Annotated in this window: 11 protein-coding genes; 8 read left to right on the forward strand and 3 right to left on the reverse strand. The window is 71.8% G+C overall.

The features are described 5' to 3' along the window. Nucleotides 1–198: 198 nt before the first annotated feature. Nucleotides 199–1,098 (reverse strand): N-acetylglucosamine kinase, encoded by a 900-nt coding sequence (locus AB5J49_RS45680; RefSeq protein ID WP_369174758.1) that lies wholly within the window; start codon nt 1,096–1,098, stop codon nt 199–201. Between the two features lie 229 nt (nt 1,099–1,327). Here AB5J49_RS45680 and AB5J49_RS45685 point away from each other — a divergent pair, with 229 nt between their 5' ends. From AB5J49_RS45685 to AB5J49_RS45710, 6 genes are all read left to right on the forward strand, one after another. Beyond that, nucleotides 1,328–2,461 (forward strand): ROK family transcriptional regulator, encoded by a 1,134-nt coding sequence (locus AB5J49_RS45685; protein WP_369174759.1) that lies wholly within the window; start codon nt 1,328–1,330, stop codon nt 2,459–2,461. A gap of 274 nt (nt 2,462–2,735) precedes the next feature. Further along, nucleotides 2,736–4,058, forward strand: coding sequence for an extracellular solute-binding protein (locus tag AB5J49_RS45690; protein WP_369174760.1), 1,323 nt, complete (start codon nt 2,736–2,738; stop codon nt 4,056–4,058). Nucleotides 4,059–4,183: 125 nt separating this feature from the next. Then, on the forward strand, nt 4,184–5,095 hold the full coding sequence (locus AB5J49_RS45695) for a carbohydrate ABC transporter permease (protein ID WP_369174761.1): 912 nt from the start codon (nt 4,184–4,186) through the stop codon (nt 5,093–5,095). Then, a complete protein-coding gene (locus AB5J49_RS45700) occupies nt 5,092–5,994 on the forward strand; it encodes a carbohydrate ABC transporter permease (protein WP_369174762.1) in 903 nt (300 codons plus the stop codon). The genes AB5J49_RS45695 and AB5J49_RS45700 overlap by 4 nt, the downstream gene beginning before the upstream one ends. A gap of 2 nt (nt 5,995–5,996) precedes the next feature. Further along, nucleotides 5,997–7,715 (forward strand): hypothetical protein, encoded by a 1,719-nt coding sequence (locus AB5J49_RS45705; RefSeq protein ID WP_369174763.1) that lies wholly within the window; start codon nt 5,997–5,999, stop codon nt 7,713–7,715. Between the two features lie 70 nt (nt 7,716–7,785). Further along, nucleotides 7,786–9,618: a hypothetical protein gene (locus tag AB5J49_RS45710; protein WP_369174764.1), complete on the forward strand. Its 1,833-nt coding sequence runs from the start codon at nt 7,786–7,788 to the stop codon at nt 9,616–9,618. A 39-nt stretch (nt 9,619–9,657) separates the two neighbouring features. Here the strand turns inward: AB5J49_RS45710 and AB5J49_RS45715 are convergent, their stop codons facing one another. Next, entirely contained in the window at nt 9,658–10,263 is a 606-nt protein-coding gene (locus tag AB5J49_RS45715) for a hypothetical protein (RefSeq protein WP_369174765.1), read from the reverse strand. Between the two features lie 6 nt (nt 10,264–10,269). Continuing rightward, nucleotides 10,270–10,950: a nucleoside/nucleotide kinase family protein gene (locus AB5J49_RS45720; RefSeq protein ID WP_369174766.1), complete on the reverse strand. Its 681-nt coding sequence runs from the start codon at nt 10,948–10,950 to the stop codon at nt 10,270–10,272. A gap of 265 nt (nt 10,951–11,215) precedes the next feature. On the opposite strand from AB5J49_RS45720, the gene AB5J49_RS45725 reads away from it, so the two are divergent. Together AB5J49_RS45725 and AB5J49_RS45730 are read left to right on the forward strand one after the other, a co-directional pair. Then, nucleotides 11,216–12,721: a hypothetical protein gene (locus AB5J49_RS45725; RefSeq protein WP_369174767.1), complete on the forward strand. Its 1,506-nt coding sequence runs from the start codon at nt 11,216–11,218 to the stop codon at nt 12,719–12,721. Next, nucleotides 12,718–13,662: a YbhN family protein gene (locus AB5J49_RS45730; RefSeq protein WP_369174768.1), complete on the forward strand. Its 945-nt coding sequence runs from the start codon at nt 12,718–12,720 to the stop codon at nt 13,660–13,662. Before AB5J49_RS45725 ends, AB5J49_RS45730 begins: the two co-directional genes overlap by 4 nt. The last annotated feature ends 27 nt before the right edge of the window (nt 13,663–13,689 follow it).

Genomic DNA, 13,689 nt, shown 5'->3' on the forward strand with positions numbered 1-13,689 from the left:
GTGTGCCTCTCTTCAGTTCGTCGGCCGTGCGGCCGGGAAGGAGATCGTGTGATCAGAGATGTCCCGCGGGACGCATGAGAGGTGCGAATCCGGTGCGTCCGGTGGAGCTTTGAGCGAAGATCTACGGCCAGGTCCTGTCCCGTCGGCGAGGGCCCGGCGACCGTGGCGTGTCGTGCGCATGAACGAGGGCCGACCGGTTCACAGGATCGAACGGGCCAGCGCCACGGCACCCTCCACCGGCGGTGCGCGCAGCGGCTGCGGGCGTGCTCCGGGCACGGACCGGGCGAGCGCTGTGGCGAACGCGCCGTACAGCGAGGCCTGGGCGAGGACGGTGCTGCCGGCGACCACCACGTCGTCCACCACGACCCCGCGCGCGGCGAGCCGCTGCACGAGCGCCGCCAGCTCACGGCCGGCCTCGGTGATCAGCGTACGGGCGAGCGGCGAGCCCGCCTCGGCGGCCGCGAACACGACCGGCGCATGCCGGCCCCATTGTGCGGAGACGTCCGTGGCGCTCTCCAGGGCGGCGCCGAGCGCCGGCACTTCGGAGACGTCGAAGGATGCGAGCAGACCCCGGGCCAGTTCGTCGGGTTCCTCCCCGCGGTCGTGCGCCGCCCATACCGCCCGGGCGGCCTCGCGGACCAGACCGGCCGCGCCGCCCTCGTCGCCGAGCACCGCACCCCAGCCGCCGACCTGGAGGGAAGTACCGTCGGCGAGCCGGCCCACCGCGACGGAACCGGTGCCGGCCACCAGGCCGACCCCCTTGTCCAGGCCCGCAGCGGGCACGAGCAGTTCGGCGTCGCCCACGACCAGCGCGGGTGCGTCGAAGTGCAGTTGCAGGGCGGTACGTATCTGGGCGCACTGGCGCGGAGTCTCGCAGGCGTGGCCGCCCACGGCGAGGGCCGCTGGGCGCGCGCCCTGCGGCAGCGCGTCGGCGACCAGCACGGCCAGCCAGCCGGTGGCGGCCACGGGGTCGTGCGGCCGCCAGCCGCTGCTCGTGCGGACGTGGTCGGCGACCGGCTCCGTGCCGACGTAGGCACGCAGATGTGTCTTGGTGCCACCCACGTCGATACCGACCACGAGAGGCGTGAAGTCCTGCACGGAACCTCATTTTCGTCGTTGCGCTGGGCTGTGACGGTGGGCGAACCGTGCCTGGAATTACAGGAGTTGGTGAACTAGGGAAGCCCCGGGACAGGCTTCTGGCGGACACGGCAGGCGAGTACCGTGAAGTTCGTTAGGAAGTTAACTAACGAAGTACAGTGCGTCAAGAGGCATCGCGCACTCGACCACTGAGCGGCCCGTGACCCGTGGGAGAACTGTGATACACGACGTGGCGGAAACCCCCCGCCTGACCGAGAGCGCAAGCGCGGTCTTCGCCGTGCTCGCCGAGGCGGGCAGCGCGACCCGGCCGCAGCTCGCGAGCCTGGCCGGCCTGTCCAAGCCCACCGTGTCCTCCGCCGTCGCGGAGCTGGAGAGCGCCCGGCTCGCCGCCCACTCCGGCACCGCCTCCGGCGGCACGGGCCGTTCCGCCGCCGTGTACGGTCTCGGCCCGGCCGCCGGGGCCGTGCTCGCCGTCGACCTCGGCCCCTCCCTGACCCGGGTGCGCGGCTGCGCCCTGGACGGCACCCTGCTGGCCCAGGCCATCGGGAGCCGGGAGGAGGCAGCCGACGTCGTGCGCGAGGCGCTCGTCGCGCTGCCCGCCGGCGCACCGCTGCGCACTGTCGTGGTCGCCGTCGGTGACGTCACCGCACGGGAGAAGGAGGGCGCCCGCATGCGCCCCGCCACGGCCAAGGCCGGCCCCGTCTTCGACGCCATGGCCGTCGCCCTGCCGCCAGGCGTTCCCGTCCACCTCGAGAACAACGTCAACTGCGCCGCGCTCGCCGAACTGCACGAGGGCGCCGCGCGCGGCCGGCGCACCTTCGGCTACCTGCGCATCGGCGTCGGTATCGGCCTCGGCATCGTGGTCGGCGGGCAGGTGCTGCGCGGAGCCAACGGCGCCGCCGGTGAGCTGGCCCGGCTGCCCTACCCCTGGGACGACGGCCGTGAGCCGCGCCACGAGGCCCTGGAGGAGTACATCGGCGCCCGCTCGCTCCTGCGGCGCGCGGCCGAGGCCTGGCCGGACGAGGACGGGCCCTGCCCGCGTACCGCCGAGCAGCTCTTCGCCCTGGCCGGGGAGGGCCGGGCCGCGGCCCGCTCCGTGATCGGCCGCCATGCCGCGGACATCGGCCGCCTCGCCGCCGCCGTGACCGCCGTACTGGACCCGGGACTGATCGTGCTCGGCGGCAGCACCGGCGCGGACCCGCAGGTGCTGCCGGGTGTGCGGGCGGAACTCGCCCGGCTGAGCTGGCCCACCGAAGTGGTCAGCAGCACGGTCGGGGACCTCGGCACGGTCGTGGGCGCCGCCCGGCTCGCGGTCTCCCGAGGAGTCCAAACCGTGACCGATGCCGCGGGGTCGAAGGATTGACGGCCTCCGACTCGATCTGCCAATGTCCGGACAAGCGCTTTCTGAGTCGGCCGGGACGCCGACTCCGGGTGAGCCTCCCGCCCGTACGCGAAGTACGGCAGCCGCACGAGGGCGTGCTTGTGCGACGACGGCCGTCATGGCCGGGGACCCCACCCGTCAAGGCGACGCGGCCGGGCGAGGCCGTGCCCCCGGAAAGCGAAACTTCCTGCAAAATGCACCCGTGCCGCCTCGGCTGGCGCCGTGCTTCTTCCGCTACGAAGAAAAGGGATCGAAGATGACCAGTGTGGGTGTGCGGCGCTCCCGCCGACTCGGCCGCGGCGGCATACGCCGGATGGTTCCCCTCGCTGCCGTGGCCACGGCAGGTGCCCTTCTCCTCTCCGCCTGCGGGTCGGGATCCGACTCGGGCGGGACCTCCAAGTCGCTGACGTTCTGGATCTCCACGGTTCCGGGGCAGGACGCGGGCTGGAAGAAGATGGTGGCGCAGTACGAGAAGGAAACCGGCGTCAAGGTCAAGCTCGTCAACCTCCCCTACGACGGCTACACGACGAAGCTGCACAACGCCGCGCAGGCGAACTCCCTGCCCGACGTGGCGGCCGTGCCGGCGCTGGACCCGATCTGGTCGAGCAAGCTGATCGACCTCAGCTCCATCGCCAACAACAAGACCAACAAGATCAACGCCAACTTCGTCGCCAAGGACTCGTCCGGGAAGGTGCTCTCCATCCCCTCGGACGTCACCGCCTCCGGGATGTTCATCAACAAGTCGCTGTTCGAGAAGGCCGGCGTCGACTTCCCGACCTCGCCGTCGAAGACCTGGACCTGGACCGACTTCATCGCCGCGGCGAACAGGGTCCGCGAGAAGACCGGCGCCAAGTACTCCCTGACCTTCGACCAGTCGCCGTCCCGGCTGCGCGCCATGGTGTACGAGATGGGCGGCAAGTACGTCCACGCGGACTCCTCCGGCAAGTTCTCGGTGGACGCGGCGACCAAAAAGGCCGTGAACACCTTCGTCGGATGGAACGACGACAAGACCATGCCGAAGTCGGTGTGGACCAGCGGCGCCGACCCGTCCGCCATGTTCCAGAGCGGTGACGTCGTCGCCTACTGGTCCGGCGTGTGGCAGGTGCCCGCCTTCGCGGACAGCATCAAGAAGTTCGAGTGGGCGAGCGTCCCGACTCCCGCCCAGCCGGTGCAGGCCAGCGACGTCAACAGCGGCGGCATGACGGTCGGCTTCAACAACAACGGCGACGCGGCCACCGCCGCGACGAAGTTCCTGTCGTGGCTGTACGAGCCGGCCCACTACCAGGCGCTGTGCGAGGCGTCCGGCTTCCTGCCGGTCGAGAGCGGTCTGAACCCGAAGTACCCCTTCAAGTCCGAGGCGGCGCAGGCGGCGTTCAAGCTGTACAACGAGGAGATCCCGCTCTACGCCCCGATCTCCGGCTACTTCAACAGCGCGCAGACGAACTGGGTACTGAAGGGCAAGAGCCTCACCGAGGACCCGACCAAGACGGAGCTCGGCAAGGCGATCAACGGCCAGCAGTCGGCCGACAAGGCCCTGCAGAACATTGTGGACGGCTACAACCAGCAGGTCGGCGGCTGATCGTAGGCCACAAGCGCCCGGGCGGCGGTGCCCCGACCCCCCCGCCCGGACCTGGCCGTCCATGTGATGCAGGGCTCATGGCCTGAGCCCACCGCAATCCCTTCCACCAGCACGGAGTCAGGAAGATGACAAAACGCGCCTCGGACGTGTCCGTGAGCCCGCCCAGGAGACGCAGCAAGTACACCCTTGCGCCGCTCGTCCTCATCGCGGCCAACGTCGTGCTCTTCTCGCTGTTCTTCGTCTGGCCGGCGGTGATCGGGCTCCTCTACTCCTTCACGAACTACACGGGCGTGGGGGTGTTCCAGTGGGTCGGGCTGGACAACTACCACAACCTGTTCGGGGACTCCACGTTCTACGACGCGCTGACCAGGACGCTGCTTTACACCGTCCTCTTCGTCCCGCTGAACTTCGTGGTCTCGCTGCTCGCCGCCAACCTGGTGGTGAGCAAGCACGCCAAGGGCGGGTCGGTCGCCCGCGTCGTCTTCTTCATCCCATGGCTGCTGTCGCCCATCGTCGTGGGTGTCCTGTGGCGGTGGATGTTCGGCGAGAACTTCGGACTGGTCAACTACGTCATCGAGAAGTTCGGCGGAGACGCCGTTCCGTGGCAGTCGAACGCGGACCTCTCGTTGCTCGTGGTGGTGATGGCGGCGGCCTGGGCCTGGACGGGTTTCACGATGCTGCTGTTCATCGCGGCGATCAAGAACGTACCGGTGTCGTACTACGAGGCCGCCTCGCTCGACGGCGCCGGCCCCTGGCGCCAGTTCTTCAGCATCACGCTGCCGAGCATCGCGCCCACCTCGTTCATCGTCATCCTGCTCAACACGATCAACGCCATGAAGGAGTACCCGGTGTTCGTCGCCCTCAACAACGGCGGACCCGGCACGTCGAACAACCTGCTCGTCCAGTACATCTACGAGACCGGCTTCAAACGGGGCCAGATCGGCTACGCGAGCGCCGCGTCATTCGTGCTCATGCTCATCCTGATGGCCGTCGCGGTCGTCCAGCTGATGGTCAACCGGCGGGTGGAGAACCGATGACAACCACAGACATCCCGCGCCCGGCCGACGTCGACTCCGGACGGCGAGTCTCCAAGAAGCGGCCCCGCAAGACGGCCACCGGTGGACTCCGGCAGGCGGTGTCCGCGACGACACTGCTGTGGATCATGGCGTGCCTGTACGGGTTCCCGGTGCTGTGGTTCGTCCTCAGCTCCTTCAAGCCGGCCAGCGACCTGTTCTCCTATCCGCTGACGCTGGTCCCGCACAACCCCACCCTGTCGGGATTCAAGGCAGCGTGGGACAGCGCCAACTTCTCCCAGTACTTCATCAACACGGCCATCGTGTGCGTGATCACGACGGTCCTCACGGTGGGAGTCAGCTGCTGCACCGGGTACGCGCTGGCCAAGTACGACAACCGATGGCTCAAGGCGTTCTTCCTCTGCATCTTGGCCACCACGATGCTGCCGGGCGAGGTCATGCTCGCCCCGGAGTTCCTGGTGGTCCGCAACCTCGGCCTCTACAACTCGTTCGCCGGTATCATCCTCCCGGCCGTGCTCACCGCGACCGGATGCTTCATGTTCCGCCAGTTCTTCCTGACGGTTCCCGACGAACTCGTGGAAGCCGCACGCATTGACGGTGCCAAGGAGCTGTCGATCTTTCTGCGGATCATGGTGCCGATCTCCCGGCCCATCATGCTGACCCTCGCCATCCTGTCCTTCCAGTGGCGGTGGAACGACTACATCTGGCCGCTCCTGATGCTCAACGACCCCAACAAGTTCACCGTGCAGATCGGCATCCAGAGCATCGTCGGCGCGCAGAACATCAACTGGTCGGTCCTGCTCGGCGCATCGGTCATCTCCATGATCCCGCTGATCGCCATCTTCCTGGTCTTCCAGCGCTACGTCATGGGCGCCGACATCAATGCCGGACTGAAGGACTGACCTTGCCCACCCCGCTCGACCACGACTTCGTCCGCGCGGCGGCGCGCGCCGCCGACCGGCTGGCCGCCCCGCTGGCGGACGGCCCCGACAAGGAACCCGCCGGTGTGACCCACCGCGTTCTGGCACGGCGGGTGAAGACCCTGGTCGCGGCATACCGGTCCCCGGACTCGGCACTGCACGGCAGCGGGCAGGCCGTCGCCGCCGCGATGACCCACCTGCGTGCCCTGCGGGGCGCGCAGACCACGACCGGCCTCTTCGCCGGCGGCGACAACGTGCAGTCACCGCCGGATTCCGCGTTCACCGTCAACGACGTGTGCGACGCGCACCTCCTCGCCGCCGGCGCGGGGCCGGAACTGCGCGACGTCACGGCCGCGCTCGCCGAGATCGCCGGCGCCGCCACCGACAGCCTCCTGACCGGCGGGGTGCACACCCCGAACCACCGCTGGGAGCTGTCCGCGGCGCTGGCCCGCCTGCACCGCTCGTTCCCCGACGGCCGGCTGCTCGACCGCATCGAGGAGTGGCTCTCGGAGGGCGTCGACATCGACGCGGAGGGCCTGTACTCGGAACGCAGCGCCGTCTACGCGGCCCACGTGTCCAACCCCTCGCTGCTCCTGCTGGCCGACGTGCTCGGCCGCGACGACCTGCGGGACGCCGTCGAGCGCAACCTCGCCACGACCCTGGACCTCATCAGGCCGGACGGCACGGTGGAGACCGTCCACTCGCGACGGCAGGACCAGAACCACCCGTTCCCGCTGGCGCCCTACCTGCCGCACTACCGGCTGCTCGCGATCCGCACCGGCCGGGGCGACTTCAGCCGGGCGGCACGGCTGGCGGCCGCCGGCGGCATCGACGACCCCGACCTGCTCGCCGAGACCCTCCTCACCCCGGACCTGCGCCGCGCCCTGCCCGCACCGGACGAGGAGACACTGCCCCGCGAGCAGTACCTCACCACCGCACGCCTCGCGGCCCGCGCCTCCGGCACCGCGCACACGGTGGTGTACGGCGGCTCCGACGTGCCCGAGCACCGGCGCATCCGCTCGGGCCTCGCCTGCAACCCCACCTTCCTGCGGCTGTTCGCCGGCGACGCCGTCCTCGACGCGGTCCGTCTGTCGCGGGGGTTCTTCGACCTGGGCCCGTTCCGGGCCGCCGGCATGCAACAGCTCGCCGACGGCCGGTACCGGCTCACCGAAACCCTCACGGCCGCCTACTACCAGCCGCTCCCGACGGACCGGAGGCGGGACGACGGCGCATACCGGCTCGTGGACGAGGGCCGCTTCTCGGCCGCGATGGCCTTCCCGGACCGGCCTCGGGACGAGGTCTCGCACACCACCCGCGTCGAGGTGGACCTGCGGGAGGACGGCGCCGACCTGCGGATCGACATCAGCGGACCACGGGTGCCCTGGGCGCTCGAACTGACCTTCCGGCCGGGCGGCGTGCCGGAGGGCGGCGTACCGATCGGCGAGGCACGCCGGTGCCTGACGACCGGGCCGATGACCTACCGGGCCGGCGACGACGAGATCCGGGTCGAGGCCCGCGTCGAGGCAGGCGAACCGCTCGCCGGGCCGGACCGCAGCGACGTACTGCGCTACGACCCGGGCCAGGACTACACCGTGGTCGGCGGCACCGACGCGACGACCGGAAACCGCGTCTACATCGGCGGACAGGGGCCGCAGACTCTGACCGTCGCACTGCGCGCCCGCCGGTCCGCACCTGTCGTGTGACCCCGACGAACCACGCCATGGCCACCCCAGGCATGAAGGGTTGATCCCCGTGCACCTCACGCCCCCTCCCGTGCATCTCCCGCGCCAGCTCGGCCCGCTGCACGACCTCCCCGACACCCCGGAGGCCTACGACGCCGTCATCGCCGGGGTCGTGGAGGAGGCCCTGGCCCGGCTCACGCCAGAGGGCAACCTGGAACACCCGGAGTGCGTCGACGACATCGGCGACACCTCGCTCGGCATCACCTCGCTGCTCGCCCTCGCCTGGCAGCGCGGCAAGGACCCGCGCCTGCCGGAGGCGGTGCGCCGCAGCCTCGCCTTCCATCTGCGCGAGCGGGTGTACACCGAGGACAACCCCGGCTACCCGAACCTGAGGGCACGCAACTCCGGTCTGCCGTACGCCCGTTACACCCTCGCCTCCGGCGCCCACCCCATCGGCGACTGGCCGAGCACGGTGTGGGCGCTGCTCCAAGCGGTCAACGTGCTGGACCTCGCGGAGGGTCTCGTCGAGGACGAGCAGCGCGCCGGACTCGTCGAGGTGGCGCACGGCTACTGGCGCTGGCTCACCGAGGCGACCTTCTTCAACCCGCAGGAGGCCGGCAACCAGGCCATCGGCTGCGTCGTCGGCGGCCTGATGCTGGCCCGCCATCTCCCGCCGGAGCAGGGCGAGCCGGTGCGTTCGCGCGCGATCGCCCTGTACGTCGACCGGATCCGTGCCCACCGCGTAGCGGACCGTGGCGCACTGCTGCCCCCCGAGCACGGCGGCGCCTACGACAACAACTACGGCCCGATCTCCCTGTCCTTCCTCGCCCAGGCCCACCGGATCAGCGGCGAGGACATCTTCGCCGAGGACGGCGACGCGCTCGCCCGCTACATCGACGCCCGCCTGACGGGCGGCGGCTTCGACAACGGCGGCCCGCGCTACAGCGAGCAGCACTCCGCCTTCGAATCGGTCCTGGGACTGCGCTACTTCGGCGCCCGGATCGGCTCCGACCTCGGCCGCTACCGGGGCGACAGCCGCTGGGGCCGGCACGCGGTCAAGGCGGACGGCGGAGTCGACGGTCACTTCGCGTGGATGCTGGTCTGGCAGATCCAGGACACCACCCGCTGGCACCGCACGCCGTCCACCACCCCCGCCCGCCACCAACTGCGCGCGGGCACGGTCTCGGTGGCCTTCGACGACCGTATGACCCCGTCGCTGGTCGAGGCCGCGGGCACCTACTACCTGGCGGCGGCGGTGAACCGGCAGCACGGCTTCGGCCCGGTGACGGACGGCTTCCTGTTCTGCCGCCCGATGGGCGAGGTCCGCGTCCGCGACATCGACGCCGACGGCCTGACGGCGAAGCTGGTCACCAAGCCGGTCGTCGGCCGCGACCACGTCCTGCGCCACGTCCGCTCCCTGTACGTCACCGACGGCACCAGCCTGTGGGCGACCGTCGCGGTGCAACGGCTCCCCGGAACGCCGTACCTGCTCGCCGGCCTGCCGTACGCCACCGACGACGGCGACCGCGTACGCCGGGTCGCGGACGGCGAGGTCACGGCGGCCGGTGAACTCCGCCTGGCCCACCCGCGGTCCGACGGCGTGGAGCACTTCGACGCCCGCGCGGACCTGACCCAGGAACAGGCCGCCTTCGCCCTGGCGGCCGACCCCCGCGGCTACGGCAACCCCGACGAGGGCTGGAGCCACCTGGTCAGCTCGACGGCCCTGGAGGCCGGACCGGCCCCCGGCGCCCCGGAGGACCTGCACGTCTTCGCCGTGCGCTACGGACCGACGGGCCCGTTCGCGCCGACCTTCGCGCACGATGGTTCAGGTCTGACGGTCCGCACCGAGGCGTTCACCGCCGTGATCGGCGAGGCGACGGGCGACGCCCAGGGCGAGCCGGAGCTGACCCTGACGGCCTCGTAACGGGCGCCCCCGACAAGGGCGTCGAGCCGACGGCGGCTCTCACCACGGCAGGCCGAGCAGCCCCCACCCGCGCTGCTCGGCCTCGCGCACGACCACCGCCCACTCGCGGAGCAGTACGGCGAAACCGTCGAAGTCCTCGATCCATCCGCCCGGACGCGCGGCATGGACGTCGTAGGCCGCACGCAGCCCTTCCAACAGCGGCTCGACGACGGCCCAGCGGGCGGCCAGGGCGGACACCGTCTTGGGCGGGCAGGCGACGAGCAGGCCCGGCCGCCCTGGATCGCCGGCGTCATGGACGAGCCCGTCGAGCGGCGGGGCCGCCGGGTCGTCGTGCCAGAACAGGTCCCGTAGGAAACCGTCGAGGCTCTCCCGGAGCCCGGGTTCGGCGAAGTCCCGTACGTCCTCCCAGGCCTGCCCGGCCCAGAAGTGCGGCTTGTACGAGCCGCTGGTGCAGTGGAACGCGTACCGGGCGCACCACGGCAGGTCCGGCGCCGCCGGGCACACCCACCCCACCTCCGGCTCCGCCTCCCAGTCCACCTCGCTGTCGGGATACGCCGCATCCTCCAGCAACCCCAGCCGCCGGCCCACCGCAGTCGACTCCAGCCGCCCCCAGTCCACCGCGAGAACGGTGATGTCCAGCCCCACCCGCGGTCAGGCCCCCGCCCGCGCGGCCGACGGCTCCTGGGGGAGGCGGAACGCCGAGCCCGGCACGACCAGGTCGGCCCTGCCCCGGGTCGCGGCGACCAGCTCCGCGTTGCGCTGGTCCGAGCCCAGCACCCACGCCACCGCCTGCTCGTGCGGCTTGCCGAACTCCTCGTGCCGGGCGACCAGCCGCCGGATCCGCTCCGGTTCGTCGAGCTCGCAGAACCACACCTCGTCCAGCTGCGGCCGCACCCGCGCCCACGCTCCCGTGTCCAGCAGCAGATAGTTGCCCTCGGTCACCACCAGCCGGGCCGTCGGCTCCACCGGAACGGCCCCCGCGATCGGCTGCTCCAGGACCCGCTCGAAGCCGGGCGCGTACACGGTGTCGCCGCCGGCCTCCTCGTGCAGGCGCCGCAGCAGTGCCGCGTACCCCGCCGCGTCGAACGTGTCGGGCGCCCCCTTGCGGTCCCGGCGCCCGAGCCGGTCCAGCTCCATGTCGGCGAGGTGGAAGCCGTCCATCGGCACATGCGCGACCCAGGGATCCCCGGCCCCGTTCAGCTCCCGCACCAGGCGCTCGGCGAGCGTCGTCTTGCCCGCACCGGGGCTGCCCGCGATGCCGAGGACGGCACGGCGGCCGTCGCGGGGGAGGGACCGGGCGCGCGTGCGGAGATCGTCGAAGGTCAGGGCCACACAGCAGAGTGTGTCACCCGGTCGGCGCTGCTTCCGGCCGTACGCGGAGACTCCTGGCGAGGGAGTCGCCTCGCGCGGGCACCCGTCGGGCGAGCGGCGGACGGCCGGTTCGCGCCACGCACATGGCCGAAGATCGCGCTGCATGCCTGTTCGTTGCGGGTTAGTTTGTTCGTGTTTTTGGTGTTTCCTCGACTCCTCCGCTGCCCAACTCGCCTGGCTGCGGGGCTTCAGAAACCCTACGACGCGTAGGGAGGAGGGGCGGACGATGGCCTACGGCACGAAGCCCATGCTCGTGAGTATGGGGCGGCGCGACGACGCGCTCGTGGCCGGCAGGCCGTGGCAGGCGGGCGGGCGCGCACTGCTCGCGGCGGCGGCGGGCGCCTTCACCCTCGCCCAACTCCTCCTCGTGCGGCCCTCGATGGGCCTCGGCTGGGACGAGGTGGTGTACGTCAGCCAGGTCGGCAGCGAGACACCGGCAGCCTTCTTCAGTGCACCACGCGCGCGTGGTGTCTCGCTGCTGGTGTGGCCCATCGCCTCCTGGTCGTCGTCCACGACACTGCTACGGGTCTTTCTCGCCGTCCTGTCCGGACTCGGCCTGTATCTCGCCCTGAGCGCCTGGCGCGGACTGTTCCCGGCCCGCGTCCTGGCCGGCGCGGGCGCCGTCTTCGCCACCCTGTGGGTGACCCTCTTCTACGGCCCGCAGGCCATGCCCAACCTCTGGGTCGCGTTCGGTGCCCTGCTCTGCGTCGGCTGCTTCCTGCGGGCCCGCGCGGACCGCCTGTACCGCCTCGACCGACGGGCCCTGTGGGGCGTCCTGGCCGGTGCCGCGCTGATGGCGTGGATGCGGCCCACCGACGCCGTGTGGATCACTGTGCCGCTGCTCGTCGGCGCGCTGGTGGTACAGCACTGGCGACTCGGGGCCGCCCTCGTGGCGGGCCTGCTGGCCGGTGGCGTCCAGTGGGTGATCGAGGCGTACCTCAGCTTCGGAGGCCTGCGCGAACGGCTGAACGAGGCCTCCCGTATCCAGGGCAACCTCGGCTGGAACTTCGCCGTCGACGACCAGCTGCGCAGCCTGGCCGGAAGCGGCCTGTGCCGGCCCTGCAACGGCGAGATGCCCCACCCGGTCGTCTACGCCTGGTGGTTCGTCCTGCCCCTGCTCGCCGTCTGCGGCCTGGTGGTCGCGCTGCGAGGCGTACGCACCACCCGCACCCTGGTCCCGCTGGTCTGCGCCGCGACGGCCGCCTTCCCCTACCTGTTCCTCATCGGATACGCGGCCCCCCGCTTCCTCCTGCCCGCCTACGCGCTCCTCGCCATCCCCGTCGCGGACGCCCTGCTCCACCTCGTCACCACGCCGTACGGCCGGTGGCGCCCGGTCGCCGCCGCGGTGACCGCGCTCGGGCTGGCCGGACATCTGGCCGTGCAGTACGTCGTCCTGGACCGCGCCGTGGACCGCTCGACCGCCAACCGCCAGACCTGGACCCGCTCCGCCGCCGAACTCCACCGCCTCGGCGTACGCCCGCCCTGTCTGCTCACCGGGCACGAGGCCATTCCCGTCGGCTACTACACGGGCTGCTCCTCCGGCGCGATCGACGGCCACAACGCCAACACCACCTTGGCCGACATCCTGCGGACCTCCCACAGCATCCCGGTCGCCACCCTCACCACCCCCGGCGGCAAACCGCCCCGGTACGCCCGTGACTGGGAGCTCCACCGCCTCGACGGCCTGGAAGTCCGCATCGCCCCGGCGCCGGGCGCGGGCCGGCCGGCGTGACGCCGGAGCAGATCCTCCGGGCACCCCGGCGCAGACGCACCTACTGGCACACCGCCCTCACCCTCGCCGTCCTGGCGGCCGTTGCCTGTCTGGCCGGCCGCCACTGGCCGGTACTGCAGACCGGCGCGGTCCGCCTCGCCGGCGCCGACCCGGGCTGGCTGATGGTGGCCGCCACGGCCACCCTGGCGACGTGGCCGTGCGCGGCGCTCGCCCTGCAGGGGGCGGTGCCCCGACGACTGCCGCCCGGGCGGCTCGTGGCGGAGCAGTTCGCCGCCTCGGCCGCCAACCAGGTGCTGCCCGCCGGTCTCGGGGCGGGCGCGGTGAACCTGCGCTTCCTCATGCGCTGCGACCTGCCGATCGCTGCTGCCGCCACGGCGCTCGCGGTCAAGGGCACGGCCGGCGCGATCGTGCGCGGCGCCCTGATCGCCGTACTCGTCGCGGCCTTCCCCGGCGTGCCGCACATCCCGCCCGTCAGCGGGGGCCTCATGGTCGCCGTATGCGCTGCGGCCGCTGTCGCGGTCGCCCTGTCGGCCGGTCCGCTGCGAGCCCGGTGCCGACGGGCTCTGGCGGGCGTACGGGCGTACATCGCGGCCGTCCACGCCCTGCCGGCGAGGGCGGCGGCCCTGTGGGGCGGCTCGCTGGCCTTCGTGACGCTGCACTGCGTCGTGCTGATCGCCGTCACCCGGGCGGTCGCCCTGCCCATTCCGCCGGCCCGGGTGGCGCTGCTCTACCTCGCCGCCGGCACCGTGGCCGCCCTGCTGCCCACACCCGGTGGCCTCGGTTCCCTCGACGCCGCGCTCGCCTTCGCGCTCACCGCCGTCGGCGCCCCGGCCGCGGCGGCCGCCTCCGCGGTGCTCGGATACCGTCTGCTGACGGTGTGGCTACCGCTGATTCCGGGGCTGGTGGTGCTCGGGGTGCTCGTTCGGCGCAGGGCACTGTGAGCGCCAAAGGCGTTTCCCGGGCGGCCG

Source organism: Streptomyces sp. R28 (assembly GCF_041052385.1).
In the GTDB taxonomy this organism is placed as follows: Bacteria; Actinomycetota; Actinomycetes; order Streptomycetales; family Streptomycetaceae; genus Streptomyces.

Bases quoted from the DNA above. Each gene is read 5' to 3' on its own strand.
- AB5J49_RS45700 (WP_369174762.1), top strand. From the start codon at position 5,092: ATGACAACCACAGACATCCCGCGCCCGGCCGACGTCGACTCCGGACGG.
- AB5J49_RS45725 (WP_369174767.1), top strand. From the start codon at position 11,216: ATGGCCTACGGCACGAAGCCCATGCTCGTGAGTATGGGGCGGCGCGAC.
- AB5J49_RS45690 (WP_369174760.1), top strand. From the start codon at position 2,736: ATGACCAGTGTGGGTGTGCGGCGCTCCCGCCGACTCGGCCGCGGCGGC.
- AB5J49_RS45695 (WP_369174761.1), top strand. From the start codon at position 4,184: ATGACAAAACGCGCCTCGGACGTGTCCGTGAGCCCGCCCAGGAGACGC.